Origin of the sequence: Roseateles chitinivorans, assembly GCF_002761755.1 — a bacterium.
Taxonomy (GTDB): Bacteria; Pseudomonadota; Gammaproteobacteria; order Burkholderiales; family Burkholderiaceae_C; genus Roseateles; species Roseateles chitinivorans.
Genome location: NZ_PEOG01000006.1, coordinates 91,928 through 107,227 on the forward strand (window position 1 = coordinate 91,928; position 15,300 = coordinate 107,227).

The window sequence follows — 15,300 nt, forward strand, 5'->3', positions numbered from 1 at the left end:
GTCGCCGGGTGACGGCCATCACCGAGACGGCATCACCTCAGACGACGTCACATCGACCGATCAGGCGCGAACCGCGCGCAGGCCCATCGCGAAGGCCTTGAGTTCGGCGATGCCGCTTTCTTCGGCCTTGCGACACCACGCCTGGAGGTCATGCACCAGTTGCTCGGCCGACACGTTCGTGCGAGTCCACAGCTGACGCAGTTCCTCGCGCATGGTGACCAGCTTGTCCAGCACCGGGCTCGCGGCGCGAGCCCCATCCAGCTGCGCCTGGAAGACCGCGGGGATCTTTTCGGCATCACGGTGGAGCCAGCGCTTGGCCAGCTTGAACTGGTGGAACTTGACGCTGTGCTGCTCGCCGGCCGCCTTGAGCTTGGCCAATTCATCCTTGCAAGCGCCACGCAGACCGCGGGCATAACGCGCCATCACCTCATAGCGATTGGCGATGATGGCTTCCAGCGTGTCCTTGTCCGCGACGGCCTTGATCTCGCCGGTCTTCATCTGCGGCGCGGTCTTGCGGACCTTTGCCCAACCGATCATCTCCATCGCACGGATGTAGCCCCAGCCGATGTCGAATTCGAACGGCTTGACCGAGAACTTCGCCGACGTCGGATAGGTGTGGTGGTTGTTGTGCAATTCCTCGCCACCAATGATCAGGCCCCACGGGGAGACATTGGTCGACGCGTCGGTCGCCTCGAAATTGCGATAACCCCAGTAGTGGCCGGCGCCGTTGATCACACCGGCCGCCCAGAACGGGATCCAGACCATCTGGACGGCCCACACCGCCAGACCGACCACGCCGAACAGCGCCAGGTCGATGATCATCATCAGCGACACGCCCCAGACCGAGCGTCCACTGTAGACATGACGCTCCATCCAGTCGTCCGGCACGCCGTGGCTGAACTTCTTGATGGTTTCCTCGTTCTTGGCTTCGGCGCGGTACAGCTCGGCGCCCCGGGTCATCACCGTCTTGATGCCACGGGTGACCGGACTGTGCGGATCTTCCTCGGTCTCGCACTTGGCGTGGTGCTTGCGGTGGATGGCGACCCACTCGCGCGTGACCATGCCGGTGGTCAGCCACAGCCAGAAGCGGAAGAAGTGCGACGGGATCGGCCCCAGGTCGAGCGCGCGGTGCGCCTGGGCGCGGTGCAGGAAGATCGTCACCCCGGCGATGGTGATATGCGTCACCACCAGCGTGAAGACCACGATCTGCCACCAGCTGGCGCCGGTGAAGCCGTCGATCATCCAGTTCAGGACGGCATCGTGCACAGACATCAATACGTTCATTCGGTCCTAACCCTGCTCGCGAGGAGCCAGTTGTCCACAGGAAGCCACGATTGTAGGCGAGGCCCTCTAGAAATCGCCCAAATCAGACCGGCTTTCCCCCCTGCTTTTGACGCACCAGGGCTGAAGAGCCCGAGATCGTGATCCATCGAACGAACCGAAGGGTGACCGACTGCGAACAATCCGAGCAGCCGGCCTACCCTGTCTCGGCAACCAGTTCGTTATAAGAATTTCTACGCGAGCAAGCCGCTCACTTCTTGCGTTCCCACACGGCGGCGAAGAAGCCGTCGCTGTGGTGGCGGTGCGGCCACAGACGCAGATAGCCGTTATCGGACAGCGCCTTTGCCTGCTCGGCATCGACCTGCGCATGGGCCAGGACCTCCTGGGCCGGTTGCAGTGTGAAATCGGGATGGGCTTCGGCGAAAACCTGGGCGACGGCCTCGTTCTCGGCGTCCAGCAGCGAGCAGGTCGCATAGACCAGTCGGCCGCCCGGCTTGAGCAGGCGGGCGGCGCTGTTCAGGATCGCCACCTGCTTGTCGTGCAGTTCCTTGACGCTGTCCGGCGACTGGCGCCACTTCAGGTCGGGATTGCGGCGCAAGGTACCCAGGCCCGAACACGGCGCGTCGACCAGCACCCGGTCGATCTTGCCGGCCAGACGCTTGATCCGGTCGTCGCGCTCATTGCTGATCTGGACCGGATAGACATTGGACAGCCCGCTGCGCGCCAGGCGCGGCTTGAGCTTGTCGAGCCGGTGCCCCGAGACGTCGAAGGCATACAGCCGGCCGGTGTTGCGCATCGCGGCGCCCAACGCCAGCGTCTTGCCGCCGGCGCCGGCGCAGAAGTCGACCACCATCTCGCCGCGCTTGGCCTCGGTCAGCAGCGAAAGCAACTGGCTACCCTCGTCCTGGACCTCGACCTGCCCGCTCGTGAAGACATCCAGCTTCTGCAGCGCGGGCTTGCCTTCCAGGCGCAGGCCCCACGGCGAATAGGGTGTCGGCGTCGAATTGAAGCCCTTGTCCTTCAACGCGGCCTGCACGTCCTCGCGCTTGGCCTTGAGCAGGTTCACGCGCAGGTCCAGCGGCGCCGCCGTGTTGACGGCGTCGGCCAGTTGCCAGAACTGCTCCTCGCCCAGGCGCGCCTTCAGCGGCTCGACCAGCCAGTCAGGCAGGTTGTGGCGCAGCTTCTCCGGCAGCTTGGCGCGATCGATGGACCCCACCTGCTTGAGCCACTGCTGCTCCTCCTCCTTGAGCGCGCCGCGCAGGAAGGCCTCGTTGCCGGCCCAGGCGAGGATCGCCAGGCGCCGCGCCATCGGACCGCGGCCGGACTGGGCCAGGTGCTGCAACATCGGGCGCTGGCGCAGCACGGCGTAGGCGGTTTCGGCGATGGTGTGGCGCTCGCGCTGGCCGAGGGACTTGTTGGCGCGGAAGAAGTCGGAGACCAGGGCGTCGGCCGGCTTGTCGAACAGCAGCAGGCTGTCCACGAGTTCGGCGCAGAGTTCGAGAAGGGCATTAGGATGCATCGCCGGATTATCCCCGAGCCTTCCCGCATGAGCGACGCCACGCCCTCCCCCCGTCCCAGCGCCGCGCCCGTCGCGGCCTCCCCCGGCCATGGCGCCGGCGACCCGCTCGCCCCGCTGCCCGAGGCGCCGCCCGGACGCTACCGCCACTACAAGGGCGGCGAGTACGAGGTCCGCGGCGTCGTGCGCCACAGCGAGACGCTGGAACCGCTGGTGCTCTACCAGCCGCGGTACGGCGACTCGGGTCTATGGGTCCGACCCTACGACATGTTCTTCGGCACCGTCGAGGTCGACGGCCGCGCGGTGCCCCGCTTCGCCCGGATCGGCGACTGACGGCCTCGCCCGCCATGCCGCTCCTGCACCAGATCCAGCGCCGCCCGCGCCTGCTGATCGGCGCGGCGACGGGCGCGCTGCTGGCGGCCTCCTGGCCGATGGAACTGGCCTGGCACACGCGTCTGCTGCTGGGCTGGAGCGCCGGCGTCTGGACCTACCTGCTGCTCATCGGCTGGCGGATGTTCCACACCGCCGCCGAAGACATCGAGGAGCAGGCCCGCGCCGTCGCGGACAGCGTGCCGACGGTGCTGGCGCTGGCCATCCTCGGCGGTGCCGCGAGCATGGCGGCGATCGCGTTGGAACTGGCGCAAGTCAAGGATGCCGGCCTGCTGAAGGCCTGGCCGCACCTGCTGGTGGCGTCGGCGACGCTGACCGGCTCCTGGCTGCTGCTGCCGGTCGAGTTCGGGCTGGCCTATGCCTCGATGTTCCATTGCGGGCCCAAGGCGCCCCACGGGCTGGAGTTTCCCGGCGACGAGGAGGCGCCCGATTACATCGACTTCCTCTACTTCGCCGCGACGGTGGCGGCGACCTCGCAGACCTCGGATGTCGTCGTCAGTTCGCGGCCGATCCGGCGGCTCGTGCTGGTGCAGGCGGTTCAGGCCTTCGTGTTCAACACGGTCGTGCTGGCGCTGACGATCAACTTCCTGGCCGGGATGCTGGGCTGAGCGCCCTGGCGGCCCGAGGTCAGCTGAACATCTGCGGCTCTCCGCCGGCATGGCGGACGCGGGCGCCCTCGACGGCCAGCCGCCCCTCGACGAACCAGCGCACCGCGCTGGGATACATGCGGTGCTCGAGCCGCAGCACCCGGGCCGCGAGCGCCGCCTCGTCGTCACCGTCCAGCACCGGCACGACCGCCTGGGCGACGATCGGTCCATGGTCCAGCTCCGCGGTCACGAAGTGGACCGTCGCGCCGGCCACGCGACAGCCGGCCTCGATGGCGCGCTGATGCGTGTGCAAGCCGGGGAAGGCCGGCAGCAGTGACGGGTGGATGTTGAGCATCCGTCCCGCGTAGTGGGCGGTGAAGCCTGGTGTCAGGATGCGCATGAAGCCGGCGAGCACGACCAGGTCGGGACTGAAGCCATCGATGACGCGCTGCAGTTCGGCGTCGAATGCGACGCGCGCCGCGTCGCCCTTGCCGAAGGCCTTGTGGTCGACGACCGCGGTGGGCACGCCGTGCGCCTGCGCGAAGGCCAGTCCGGCGGCGTCCGGCCGGTTGCTGATCACCGCGGCGATGCGCGCCGGCCAGCCGCCGGCGGCGCAGGCCTGCACGATGGCTTCCATGTTGGAGCCGCGGCCGGAGATCAGGATCACGATGTGCTTCATGGGCCGGCAGTGTAGCCAAGGGCATCGGCATGAATGGCCGCCGCGCGGGCCGTGCCTCCCTACAATCGCCCTCCCGCCGCCCCGCCGGACGCAGCCTGCCCCGCCTCGAGGCGCGGCTGCCGCGCACGGTGCGGCCACCGCCCAGCCCGCCGCCATGACCGACCATCCGCCTTCCTTCCCGCGCCAGCGCGTGCTCTCCGGCATGCGCCCGACCGGCGCGCTGCACCTCGGCCATTACCACGGCGCCCTGAAGAACTGGGTGCGGCTGCAGGCGGCCTACGACTGCTTCTTCTTCGTCGCCGACTGGCATGCGCTGACCACCCATTACCAGCACCGCGAAGGCCTCGAGCAGAGCGTCTACGACATGGTCGTGGACTGGCTGGCCGCCGGCATCGACCCGGCGCAGGCGACGCTGTTCATCCAGAGCCGCATGCCGGAACACGCCGAGCTGTTCACGCTGCTGGCGATGAGCACGCCATCGAGCTGGCTCGAGCGCATGCCCAGCTACAAGGACCTGGTGGCCGAGAACCGCGAACTGGCCACCTACGGCTTCCTCGGTTATCCGCTGCTGCAGGCGGCGGACATCCTGATCTACAAGGCGGCCTTCGTCCCGGTCGGCGAGGACCAGGCGCCGCATGTGGAGGTGACGCGCGAGGTCGCGCGCCGCTTCAATCACCTCTACCGCCAGCAGGCGGCGCCGCTGTTCCCGGAGCCGCAGGCCCTGCTGACCGAGACCTCGCGCCTGCCCGGCCTCGACGGCCGCAAGATGAGCAAGACCCACGGCAACGCGATCGCGATGCGTGACGCGCCGGAGGTCGTCGCCGAGAAGGTGCGCACGATGCAGACCGACCCGCAGCGGGTGCGCCGCGGTGACCCGGGCGAACCCGAGCGCTGCCCGGTCTGGGCGCTGCACAAGGTCTATGCCGACAGTGACACCCGTGCCTGGGTGGAGTCGGGCTGCCGCAGCGCCGGCATCGGTTGCCTGGACTGCAAGCAGCCGCTGATCGAGGCGATCCATGACGAGCAGGCGCCGTGGCGCGAGCGTGCCGATGAATTGCTGGCCGATCCGAAGAAGGTCCACTGGATCGTCGAGGTCGGCACGGAACGTGCCCGTGCAGTGGCGCGCAAGACGCTGCGCGAGGTGCGCGGCGCGATGGGCATCGACTATTGAGATGGCCGAGATGGCTGGCATCCACATCACCGACATCGAATCCGCCATCAACTGGTGGCGCCAGCGCGCGCCGGGCGACGGCGTGTCGCTCGGCCCCGAGCTGCGCGCGCTGGCCGAGGTCTACGCGCTGATGGTCTTCCACCACGAGGCCGAGTGCGACGAGGACTCGATGCCCGGCCAGGCGCTCCAGGCCTGGCTGCGCTGGTACGACACGACACCGGACGCGCCCTGCATCGCGATCTGCTCGACCAGCCAGGGCGACGAACTCTGCAAGGGCTGCGGCCGCAGCTTCGACGAGGTCCAGAACTGGCCGGTGTTCACACCCGGCGAGAAGCGGGCGACCTGGCGGCGGATCACGCTCGAGGGCACGGCCTGGCGCTTCAACCGCTATGCGGAGCGGGCCATCGAGCTGCGGGGCGAAGCGCCCCCGCCCAATCCGGACGCGGCTGAGCGGGCCGCGCCCCCCAGGGAGTCCGCTTGACCGACGCGGCGAATGCCGGCGCACGCTTGGCCCTGGGCGGAAGGCTCGAGAGCCTGCGCCAGATCCTGCCGCTGGCCTGGCCGGTGTTCATCGGCCAACTGGCGGTGCTCGCCTACTCCACCATCGACACCTTGCTGGTCGCGCGGCATTCCGCGGTCGACCTGGCGGCGCTGGCGGTGGGCTCCGCGGTCTACACCTCGGTGTTCGTGGGCTTGATGGGCGTGGTGCTGGCGATCTCGCCGGTGGCCGGGCAGCTCTTCGGCGCCAGGCGCATGGCCGAGGCCGGCGACAGCCTGCACCAGGCCGCCTGGCTGGCGCTCGCGCTGACGGTCGTGGGCGAGTTGATCCTGTGGTTCCCGCACCCCTTCCTGGCGATCTCGCAGGTCAGCCCGGAGATCGCCGCCAAGGTGCGGGACTACTTGCGCATGCTGGGCATCGCGCTGCCGGCCGCGCTGCTGTTCACGGCCTATCGCGGCTTCAACACCGCGGTGTCTCGGCCAAAGGCGGTGATGGCGCTGCAGATCGGCGGGCTGCTGCTGAAGCTGCCGGCCAGTGCGCTGCTGATCGCCGGCTTCTCGGTCGGACCGCTCCAGGTGCCGCCGCTGGGCGCGGTGGGCTGCGCGATCGCGACGGCGATCGTGATGTGGAGCCAGCTGCTGATCGCACTCGCGGTGCTCAAGCGCGATACGTTCTATGCGCCGTTCGGATTTGCCGGGGCGGGGCTGCACCGGCCGCGGCGGGCGACGCTGGTCCGGCTCGTCAAGCTCGGCGTGCCGATGGGGGCTTCGGTGCTGATCGAGGTCACCGGCTTCACCTTCATGGCGATCTTCATCGCGCGGCTGGGGACCACGCCGGTGGCCGGCCACCAGCTCTGCGCCAACCTGGTCGCGATGATGTTCATGCTGCCGCTGGCGCAGGCCAACGCCTGCAGCACCCTGGTGGCCCAGGCGCTTGGCGCCCGCGACTACGCGGCGGCGCGACGGCTCGGCTGGCACGGCCTGGAGATCGCGCTGGCCATCGCCTTCGTGCTGGGCGGCGTGATCTTCTCGCTGCGGGAGCAGGTCCTGGGGCTCTACACCCGCGACGCGGCCATCATCGCCGCGGCGCTGCCGCTGCTGGGCTGGCTGTGGTTGTTCCATGTGTCCGACGCCGCACAGACCGTCGCCGCCTTCGTGCTGCGCGCCCATCACATCGCGACGGCGCCAATGCTGATCTACGCCTTCGCGATCTGGGGGCTCGGACTGGGCGGCGGCTACTGGCTCGTTTTCGGCGAGCATGCCGCCGAGCTGCCGGCCCTCATGCAAGGCGCCATGGGCTTCTGGAGCGCGGCATCGGTGGGACTGGCGGCGGCGGCGATCGGACTGGGCGCGCTGCTGGCATTGGTGCATCGGCGCGAGATCCGCGACTAGCGCGCGTCCCGGTAGCGAGGCGGAGCCGGCCGGCGCCGAGGCCCCCGCCTAAGCTGCATTCAGCGGCAGCGTGATCACGAAGCAGCTGCCGCCGCCCTCCCGGGCGTCGCAGCGCACCGTGCCCTGGTGAGCCGTGGCGATCTGCTTGACGAGGTTCAGGCCCAGGCCGACGCCACCGGACACCTCGGCATGGCCCGGCAGGCGGAAGAAGGCTTCGAAGATCCGTTCCCGCATCGGTTCGGGCACGCCCGGGCCGCGGTCGCAGACCTGCAGCTCGATGCGGTCCTGGCCGGATCGTCGCACCTTCAGCTCGACCACCGGTCCGCCATAACGGCGCGCGTTCTCGAGCAGGTTGCGCAGCGCGCGACGCAACAGGCGGTCATCCCCCCTGAGGGTCAATTGGCCGATGCCGTCCTCGACCTCCAGTTCGGCGCCTCCCTGCGCGGCCGATTCGGCGGCAATCGCCAGCAGGTCCACCGGCTCGAGCCGCAGCGACTGCGCGCCGCCTTCGAGACGGCTGGCCAGCAGCACTTCCTCGACCAGCGCATCCAGCTCGGCGATGTTGGTGTTGATCTCCTGGCCCAGCCGCGCGCGCTGCGCCGGCGAAGCGTCGTCCAGCATCGAGAACGCCATCTTCAGCCGCGCCAGCGGCGAGCGCAGCTCATGGCTGGCATTGGCCAGCAGGCTCTTGTGGGAGCGCAGCAGGGTCTCGATCTGCTCGGCGGCGCGGTTGAAGCTGGTGGCCAGCGCGGCGACCTCGTCCTTGCCGTTGTCCTGCACCCGGAAGCTCAGGTCCCCCGAGCCGAATTGCTCGACGCCGGACTTCAGCGATTCGAGCCGCCGCGTGAGCCGGCGCACGACCGGATAGGCACCGCCGGCCACCGCCAGGAACAGCACCGCGAGCAACACGGCCAGCGCCTCGCCGCTGGGGCGCGGCACCCAGCCGGGCACCCAGGAGGCGGCGCTCTCCTCGCGTCGCTGCTGCTCGAGCCGGTCCAGCATCCGCTGGCGCGTCTGGTCCATCTCGGGCCGGCCTTCCCGGCGCGCGGGATCCCGCCACTCGGGCGGCGGACCATCGACGAAGGGATCGCGGCGCTCGCGGAAGACGCGGCGGGGGCTGCTCGCGGCGCGCGCCTCGGCCTCGAGCTTGTCCTGCCCCATCGGACCGGATGCGCCGGGCGGCCGCGCCAGGCGCAGGAACAGCAGATGACGGCCGTCGTCCAGGGGCACCCGCTGCACCCGCGAACCCGGCAGGTCCTCGCGCCGCTCGAACAGCGGCGAGGCGCCGATGCGGTGCCCGCGCGCATCTTCCAGCGCCAGCGCCATGCGCAGGCGCTGTCCCCAGTCCTCGACGGCATCGGCCTGTTCGTCGACCGATGCGGTCGAAGGGGGCAAGGCGCGCTGCACCAGCACCGCCAGCGCCACCAGCCGCTCGGAAGCCGCCTGCTCGAAGGTGCCGCGCTCCTGCTCGATGCGCCCCTGGAACAGCCAGGCCGAGCCGAGCGCGAACGCCAGCAGCACCACCACGACGGTGACGTAGATCCGGAGGTACAGCGCCTTCACTTACTCGAGGCCTTCGGCGTCCTGCTTGCGTGCGAACACATAGCCGGCGCCGCGCACCGTCAGCACCCGTCGCGGGTTCTTGGGATCGTCCTCGATCACCGAGCGGATGCGGGAGATGTGCACGTCGATCGAGCGGTCGAAGGCCTCCAGCGGATGGCCCTTGAGCGCATCCATGATCTGGTCGCGCGACAGCACGCGGCCCGGGCTCTGCGCCAGCACGACCAGCAGGTCGAACTGGTGGCTGGTCAGGTCGCAGGCATTGCCGTCCAGACGCACCTGGCGCGCCGCCAGGTCGATCTCCAGCCGGCCGAAGCGCAGCACCTCGTCGCCCATCGCCTGAGGCTCGGTACGGCGCAGCAGCGCCTTCACGCGGGCCTGCAGCTCGCGCGGCTCGAAGGGCTTGGGCAGGTAGTCGTCGGCACCGAGTTCCAGGCCCAGGATGCGGTCCATCGGCTCGCCGCGGGCCGACAGCATCAGCACCGGCAGGCGGCGCCAGCGCTTGTCGCCGCGCAGCTGGCGGCAGAACTCGAGGCCGTCGCCGTCAGGCAGCATCAGGTCCAGGACCAGCAGCTCGAACTGGCCGGACTCCAGCTCCGAGCGGCCTTGCGCCAGCGAACCGGCGAAGCTCACGTCGAAGCCGGCGCTGCTGAGATAGTCGCCCAGCATCGCGGTCAGCCGGGCGTCGTCGTCGATCAGGAGCAGTCGTGGATTCATCGGGCGTTGCGAGGCGGCCATCGACCGGGCCGGATCGGCCTGGCCGCGCGCCGCGGACTCATCGAAAGACTGAAGCATAGCCGGCCTCCCGCGCTCAGCGTTCGGTGAAAGGTTGCGGCACCGGGTTGTCCGGATTCGCGCCCTGGCGGTCCTTCCGGTGCTGGGCGTGGTCCTTCATGCGCAGCTTCATCTTCTCCCGCTGCTGCTTCTTGAGTTCGGCGATCTTGGCGCGCTGCTCGGGGGTGAGCACGCGCGACGCATCGATCATCGCCAGCGTGAGGCGCTTGGAGGCGACCTCGTGCTGCGCGGCGATCTGCTGACGCAGCTGCTCGACCGCATTGGCGTCGACGGTGGGCGCGGTGAACAGCGCTTCCATGCGCTCATGCAGCTGGCGGCCGGTCTCGCGCTGGCCCTTCAGGTCGTTCTGGGCGGCCTCGAAGATCTGCTTGAGCTGGGCGCGCTGGGCGTCGGTGACGCCGGCTTCCTTCAGCAGACGGCCTTGCATCGGGAAGCCGCCGAAGTCGTGGCCGCCGCGATGCATCGCATGCGGCGGCGGCGGCGGCATGTCGCCAGGAGCGGATTGGGCTTGCACGGACAGTGCGGCCACGCCGAGGCTCGCAGCCAGCACCAGCATCGTGAGGGGTCGGGTAATGCGTTTGACCATCTCGGAATCTCCAATTCGTTTGGGGGTGAGGAGATGGTCGGCGGCGCGCGTCAATCGCCCATGGGTGCGCCGTAAAGATTCGTGAAATGAATCGGCCCCAATGAAAAACGCCCGCGACACCTCTTGAAATCGAGGCCTCGCGGGCGCCTGGAGCGACCCGCGCCAGAGGGCGCGGATCGACGACTGGCTACCGGGTCGATCAGGCGATCGGCTTGAAGCGCACCCGCTTCGGACGTGCGCCTTCCTCGCCCAGGCGCTTCTTCTTGTCAGCTTCGTATTCGTGGAAGTTGCCGTCGAAGAAGAACCACTGCGAGTCGCCCTCGCAGGCCAGGATGTGGGTGCAGATGCGGTCCAGGAACCAGCGATCGTGGGAAATCACCATCGCCGAGCCGCCGAACTCCAGCAGCGCCTCTTCCAGCGCGCGCAGGGTTTCGACGTCCAGGTCGTTGGACGGTTCGTCCAGCATCAGCACGTTGCCGCCCTGGGCCAGGGTCTTGGCCAGGTGCAGGCGACCGCGCTCGCCGCCAGACAGCTGGCCGACCATCTTCTGCTGGTCGTTGCCCTTGAAGTTGAAGCGGCCGATGTAGGCGCGCGACGGCATCACGAACTTGCCGACGACGATGTTGTCCAGGCCGCCCGAGACGTCTTCCCACACCGTCTTGTTGGCATCCAGGCTCTGGCGGCTCTGGTCGACGAAGGCCAGCTTGGCCGTCTTGCCGATCTTCACCGTGCCCGAGTCCGGCTGCTCGACGCCCTGGATCATGCGGAACAGCGTCGACTTGCCGGCGCCGTTCGGGCCGATGATGCCGACGATCGCGCCGGGCGGAACCTTGAACGACAGGTTGTCGATCAGCACGCGGTCGCCGAAGGACTTGGTCACGTTCTCGAACTCGATGACCTCATTGCCCAGGCGCTCGGCCACGGGGATGAAGATCTCGTTCGTCTCGTTGCGCTTCTGGTATTCGACGTCGCTCAGTTCCTCGAAGCGGGCCAGGCGCGCCTTGCTCTTGGCCTGGCGGCCCTTGGCGTTGGAGCGGACCCACTTCAGTTCTTCCTTCATCGCCTTGGCGCGGGCGTCCTCGGACTTCTGCTCCTGCTCCAGGCGACGCTCCTTCTGGTCCAGCCAGTCGGAGTAGTTGCCCTTCCAGGGGATGCCATGGCCGCGGTCCAGTTCCAGGATCCATTCGGCGGCGTTGTCGAGGAAGTAGCGATCGTGGGTGATGGCCACGACGGTGCCCGGGAAGCGCTGCAGGAACTGCTCCAGCCACTCCACCGATTCGGCGTCCAGGTGGTTGGTCGGTTCGTCCAGCAGCAGCATGTCGGGCTTGGACAGCAGCAGGCGGCACAGCGCCACGCGGCGCTTCTCGCCGCCGGACAGCACGCCGATGTTGGCGTCCCACGGCGGCAGGTTCAGCGCGTCCGCGGCCAGTTCCAGCTGCAGGTCGGTGTTCTCCGAACCGGCCGCGGCGATGATCGCCTCGAGCTCGCCCTGCTCGGCGGCCAGCGCGTCGAAGTCGGCGTCCGGCTCGGCGTAGGCGGCGTAGACCTCGTCCAGGCGCTTCTTGGCGGCCAGCACGCCGCCGATGCCTTCCTCGACCGCTTCACGCACGGTCTGGTCCGGATTGAGCTTGGGCTCCTGCTCCAGGTAGCCGATCTTGATGCCGGGCATCGGGATCGCCTCGCCCTCGATCTCCTTGTCGACGCCGGCCATGATCTTCAGCAGCGTGGACTTGCCCGAGCCGTTCAGGCCCAGCACGCCGATCTTGGCGCCGGGGAAGAAGGACAGCGAGATGTCCTTGAGGATGTGGCGTTTCGGGGGAACCGTCTTGTTGACGCGGTTCATCGAAAAGACGTATTGAGCCATGGCGATGGTTGTTCAGCGTTTCGTGGGTTGACCTGGGAGGCCCCTTGGGCGCCGGGGATCGCGGAGTGATCCGGCGGCCGGGGTGTGCATGGGCGGTGGGGGCTCGCCCGGGCAATAGGCATGCATTGTCGCAGCTTCCGCCCATGCCCCTAAACTCGATCGCCCTTCCCACCTTCCCCTCATCTTCCCATTCGCACCGAGATGACCACCATGCCGTTCCGTCCCATCTCCGTCCGATCGCGCGCGCCAAGCGCGCGCCTGGCCCGGGCCGCGCTGGCCGCCCTGCCGATGGCGCTGGCCCTCGTCACTGGCGGCCTGCAGGCCCAGACGCTGCGCTGGGCCAGCCAGGGCGACATGCAGACGGCCGATCCGCATTCGCAGAACGAGATCGTCACCAACGCGATGAACGGCCAGGTCTACGAGCGGCTGGTCTCGCGCGACCGCCACCTCAACCTGGTGCCGGGTCTTGCCACCGAGTGGACCCAGCTCAAGCCCACGCTGTGGCGGCTCAAGCTGCGCCAGGGCGTGAAATTCCACGACGGTTCGCCGTTCACCGCCGACGACGTGGTGTTCTCGATCAACCGGGCGAAGGATCCCTACTCGCAGATCAGCGTCTACGCGCAGGCGGTGGGGACGCCGCGCAAGATCGACGACTTCACCGTCGAGTTCCAGCTCGACAAGGTCAATCCGATCTTCCTGCAGCACCTGGACACGCTGTTCATCATGAGCAAGCGCTGGTGCGAGCAGCACAAGGTCGTCCAGCCGCAGAACTTCAAGGACAAGCAGGAAACCTATGCCGCGACGCATGCGAACGGCACCGGCCCCTACCAGATGACGGCCCGCGAGCCCGGCATCCGCACCACGTTCAAGCGCAACCCCGACTGGTGGGGCAAGTTCGACGGCAACGTCCAGGACGCCGTCTACACGCCGATCGCCAACGACGCGACGCGGCTGGCGGCGCTGGTCTCCGGCGAGATCGACTTCGTGCTCGACCCCTCGCCGCGCGACATCCCCAAGCTCAAGCAGACGCCGCAGGTGAAGGTCCAGGAAGGGCCGGAGAACCGCATCGTCTTCATCGGCATGGACCAGGCGCGCGACAAGCTGCTGTACGCGAAGGTGCCGGGCGACAAGAACCCGTTCAAGGACCTGCGCGTGCGCCAGGCGCTGTACCAGGCCGTCGACATCCAGACGCTGCGCACCAAGCTGATGAACGGGCTGAGCCTGCCCACCGGCGGCCTGACGCCGTCGCCGCTGGGCGCGTTCAACGACCCGCAGCTCGAGACCCGGCTGCCCTACGACCTGACCGCCGCGCGCAAGCTGATGGCCGACGCCGGCTATGCCAACGGCTTCGAGGTCACCCTGGACTGCACCAACAACCGCTACATCAACGACGAGCGCATCTGCCTGGCGCTGGCGTCGATGTGGGCGCAGCTCAAGGTGAAGGTCAAGGTCAACGCGCAGCCGCGGGTGCTGATGTTCCCCAAGCTGGAGAAGCTGGACACCAGTCTCTACATGTATGGCTGGGGCGGCAGCATCACCGACGCCGAGGTCGCGATGACGCCGCTGATGCGCAACCGCGGCGAGAAGTCGGTCGGCCAGTACAACTTCGGCAACTGGAAGGACGACAAGTTCGACGAACTGGCCGCCGCCTCGAGCGAGGAGGCCGACCCGAAGAAGCGCGAGGCGCTGATCAAGGCCGCGCTGGCCGAGTTCCGGTCACAGGTGCACCTGATCCCGCTGCACCGCCAGATGATCCCGTGGGCCACGCGGGCCAACGTGACGGTGGTCCATCGCCCGGACAACTGGTTCGAGCTGCGCTGGGCGTCGGTCGCGGCGAAGTGACGGAGAGCCCCTCGCCCGCGAAGCGGGAGAGGGATCGGGGTGGGGCTCCGTGCCTGGCTCGGTCAGCGCAGCGGCGGGTCGAACAGGTACCCGATTCCCCGCACGGTCCGGATCAGCGGCGAGCTCGGATCGTCGTTGAGCTTCTGCCGCAGCCGCGACACCATCAGGTCCACCGAGCGCTCCAGCGCGTTGACCCCATCGCCGCGCGCCAGGTGCAGCAGTTCCTGGCGTTGCAGGACGCTGTGCGGCCGCTCGAGGAAGGCCCGCAGCAGCTTGTATTCGCTCTGGGAGAGCACGACGCAGAAACCCCCGGGCCCGGTCAGGCGGCGCGTCATCGGCTCGAGCCGGAACCGGCCGAACATCAGCACCTCCGCCGCGTCGCCCTCGCGGGGCCGCAGCAGCGCCTTGATGCGGGCCTGCAGCTCGCGCGGTTCGCCGTCCTTGGCCAGTACCGCATCGGCCCCGCGCTCCAGCGCCAGCACCCGCTCCAACGTGCTGTCCTGCTGCAGCAGCACGATCACCGGTAGCCGCGAGCGCTGCCTGAGCCGCGTCAGCGCGCCCCAACCCGCCTCCCGCGCATCGCTCGGATCGATCAGGGCCAGGTCCACCGGCAGCAGCGGCACGCGGTCCAGCAAGGCCGCCTCGCTGCTGTCGGTGACGCGAAAACCCCAGGCCCGCATCAGGCCGGCGAATCGCAGGCGCGCATGCGGGTCGGGGTCCAGCAGCAGCAAATGGGTGCCGGCGGCAGGATCGGGAAACAGGGCGCTCATGGACAAGGGGGCAAGTGGCAACACTGGCGCAAGACTATGCCGCCGCAACCCCGTCCGAAGGCCGATCAGCACGGGCCTCGCAGCCCTTTTTACCCGCGGTTTACCGCCCCGAAACACGACTGCGGGCACCGACACGCGGGGCTGAATGACGGCTGTCACCGAGCTTGCGCCAAGCTGTCCGCGGCCTGCGCATTCCGGGGGGCCGGATGGGCCGATCGCGCCCGGCCAAGCGTGTCGATCGCGTGAGCAACCCGTGCGGAACTTGCATCCTTCCGACCTCGGGCGCGACCGATCCCCCTGTAGGGGGACACCCCCTCGGCTACAATCCCCCCCATCACCGCGGCTCAGTCTTGCCGCGGTTTTCATTTC

The 15,300-nt window shown here is 68.7% G+C and carries 14 protein-coding genes; 6 read left to right on the forward strand and 8 right to left on the reverse strand.

Translation table 11 applies throughout. From position 1 onward, the window contains the following. Positions 1-60 precede the first annotated feature (60 nt). Both CS062_RS01795 and CS062_RS01800 read right to left on the reverse strand, forming a co-directional pair. Positions 61-1,272 (reverse strand): DesA family fatty acid desaturase, encoded by a 1,212-nt coding sequence (locus tag CS062_RS01795; protein WP_233217858.1) that lies wholly within the window; start codon positions 1,270-1,272, stop codon positions 61-63. Positions 1,273-1,531: 259 nt separating this feature from the next. Beyond that, positions 1,532-2,800, reverse strand: coding sequence for an RsmB/NOP family class I SAM-dependent RNA methyltransferase (locus tag CS062_RS01800; RefSeq protein ID WP_099859755.1), 1,269 nt, complete (start codon positions 2,798-2,800; stop codon positions 1,532-1,534). A gap of 27 nt (positions 2,801-2,827) precedes the next feature. Here CS062_RS01800 and CS062_RS01805 point away from each other — a divergent pair, with 27 nt between their 5' ends. Continuing rightward, on the forward strand, positions 2,828-3,130 hold the full coding sequence (locus CS062_RS01805; RefSeq protein ID WP_099859756.1) for a DUF1653 domain-containing protein: 303 nt from the start codon (positions 2,828-2,830) through the stop codon (positions 3,128-3,130). 14 nt (positions 3,131-3,144) lie between these two features. Further along, positions 3,145-3,795, forward strand: coding sequence for a DUF1345 domain-containing protein (locus tag CS062_RS01810; protein WP_158238641.1), 651 nt, complete (start codon positions 3,145-3,147; stop codon positions 3,793-3,795). A gap of 19 nt (positions 3,796-3,814) precedes the next feature. Here CS062_RS01810 and purN read toward each other — a convergent pair whose 3' ends face one another. Beyond that, the gene (gene purN / locus CS062_RS01815; protein WP_099859758.1) at positions 3,815-4,453 is read right to left on the reverse strand and encodes a phosphoribosylglycinamide formyltransferase; all 639 of its coding nucleotides are present in this window, start codon (positions 4,451-4,453) and stop codon (positions 3,815-3,817) included. A 154-nt stretch (positions 4,454-4,607) separates the two neighbouring features. On the opposite strand from purN, the gene trpS reads away from it, so the two are divergent. Genes trpS through CS062_RS01830 form a run of 3 tightly spaced genes read left to right on the forward strand, consistent with a single transcriptional unit; the run spans position 4,608 to position 7,514 of the window. Then, positions 4,608-5,624: a tryptophan--tRNA ligase gene (gene trpS / locus CS062_RS01820; protein ID WP_099859759.1), complete on the forward strand. Its 1,017-nt coding sequence runs from the start codon at positions 4,608-4,610 to the stop codon at positions 5,622-5,624. 10 nt (positions 5,625-5,634) lie between these two features. Continuing rightward, entirely contained in the window at positions 5,635-6,105 is a 471-nt protein-coding gene (locus tag CS062_RS01825) for a DUF3717 domain-containing protein (protein ID WP_099859826.1), read from the forward strand. Beyond that, the gene (locus CS062_RS01830; RefSeq protein WP_233217860.1) at positions 6,102-7,514 is read left to right on the forward strand and encodes an MATE family efflux transporter; all 1,413 of its coding nucleotides are present in this window, start codon (positions 6,102-6,104) and stop codon (positions 7,512-7,514) included. The genes CS062_RS01825 and CS062_RS01830 overlap by 4 nt, the downstream gene beginning before the upstream one ends. 48 nt (positions 7,515-7,562) lie before the next feature. Here CS062_RS01830 and CS062_RS01835 read toward each other — a convergent pair whose 3' ends face one another. The 4 genes from CS062_RS01835 to ettA all read right to left on the reverse strand — a co-directional run bounded on the left by CS062_RS01835 (position 7,563) and on the right by ettA (position 12,319). Further along, positions 7,563-9,077: a sensor histidine kinase gene (locus CS062_RS01835; protein ID WP_233217862.1), complete on the reverse strand. Its 1,515-nt coding sequence runs from the start codon at positions 9,075-9,077 to the stop codon at positions 7,563-7,565. Continuing rightward, complete coding sequence (locus tag CS062_RS01840) at positions 9,078-9,791, reverse strand: response regulator (RefSeq protein ID WP_099859829.1); 714 nt, start codon at positions 9,789-9,791, stop codon at positions 9,078-9,080. Between the two features lie 94 nt (positions 9,792-9,885). Then, positions 9,886-10,455, reverse strand: a complete 570-nt coding sequence (locus tag CS062_RS01845) for a Spy/CpxP family protein refolding chaperone (protein WP_099859760.1) — start codon at positions 10,453-10,455, stop codon at positions 9,886-9,888. A 199-nt stretch (positions 10,456-10,654) separates the two neighbouring features. Continuing rightward, entirely contained in the window at positions 10,655-12,319 is a 1,665-nt protein-coding gene (gene ettA / locus CS062_RS01850; RefSeq protein WP_099859761.1) for an energy-dependent translational throttle protein EttA, read from the reverse strand. 288 nt (positions 12,320-12,607) lie between these two features. Here ettA and CS062_RS01855 point away from each other — a divergent pair, with 288 nt between their 5' ends. Next, on the forward strand, positions 12,608-14,161 hold the full coding sequence (locus CS062_RS01855; RefSeq protein WP_099859830.1) for an ABC transporter substrate-binding protein: 1,554 nt from the start codon (positions 12,608-12,610) through the stop codon (positions 14,159-14,161). 62 nt (positions 14,162-14,223) lie between these two features. Here the strand turns inward: CS062_RS01855 and CS062_RS01860 are convergent, their stop codons facing one another. Continuing rightward, a complete protein-coding gene (locus CS062_RS01860) occupies positions 14,224-14,931 on the reverse strand; it encodes a winged helix-turn-helix domain-containing protein (RefSeq protein WP_158238642.1) in 708 nt (235 codons plus the stop codon). Between the last annotated feature and the right edge of the window lie 369 nt (positions 14,932-15,300).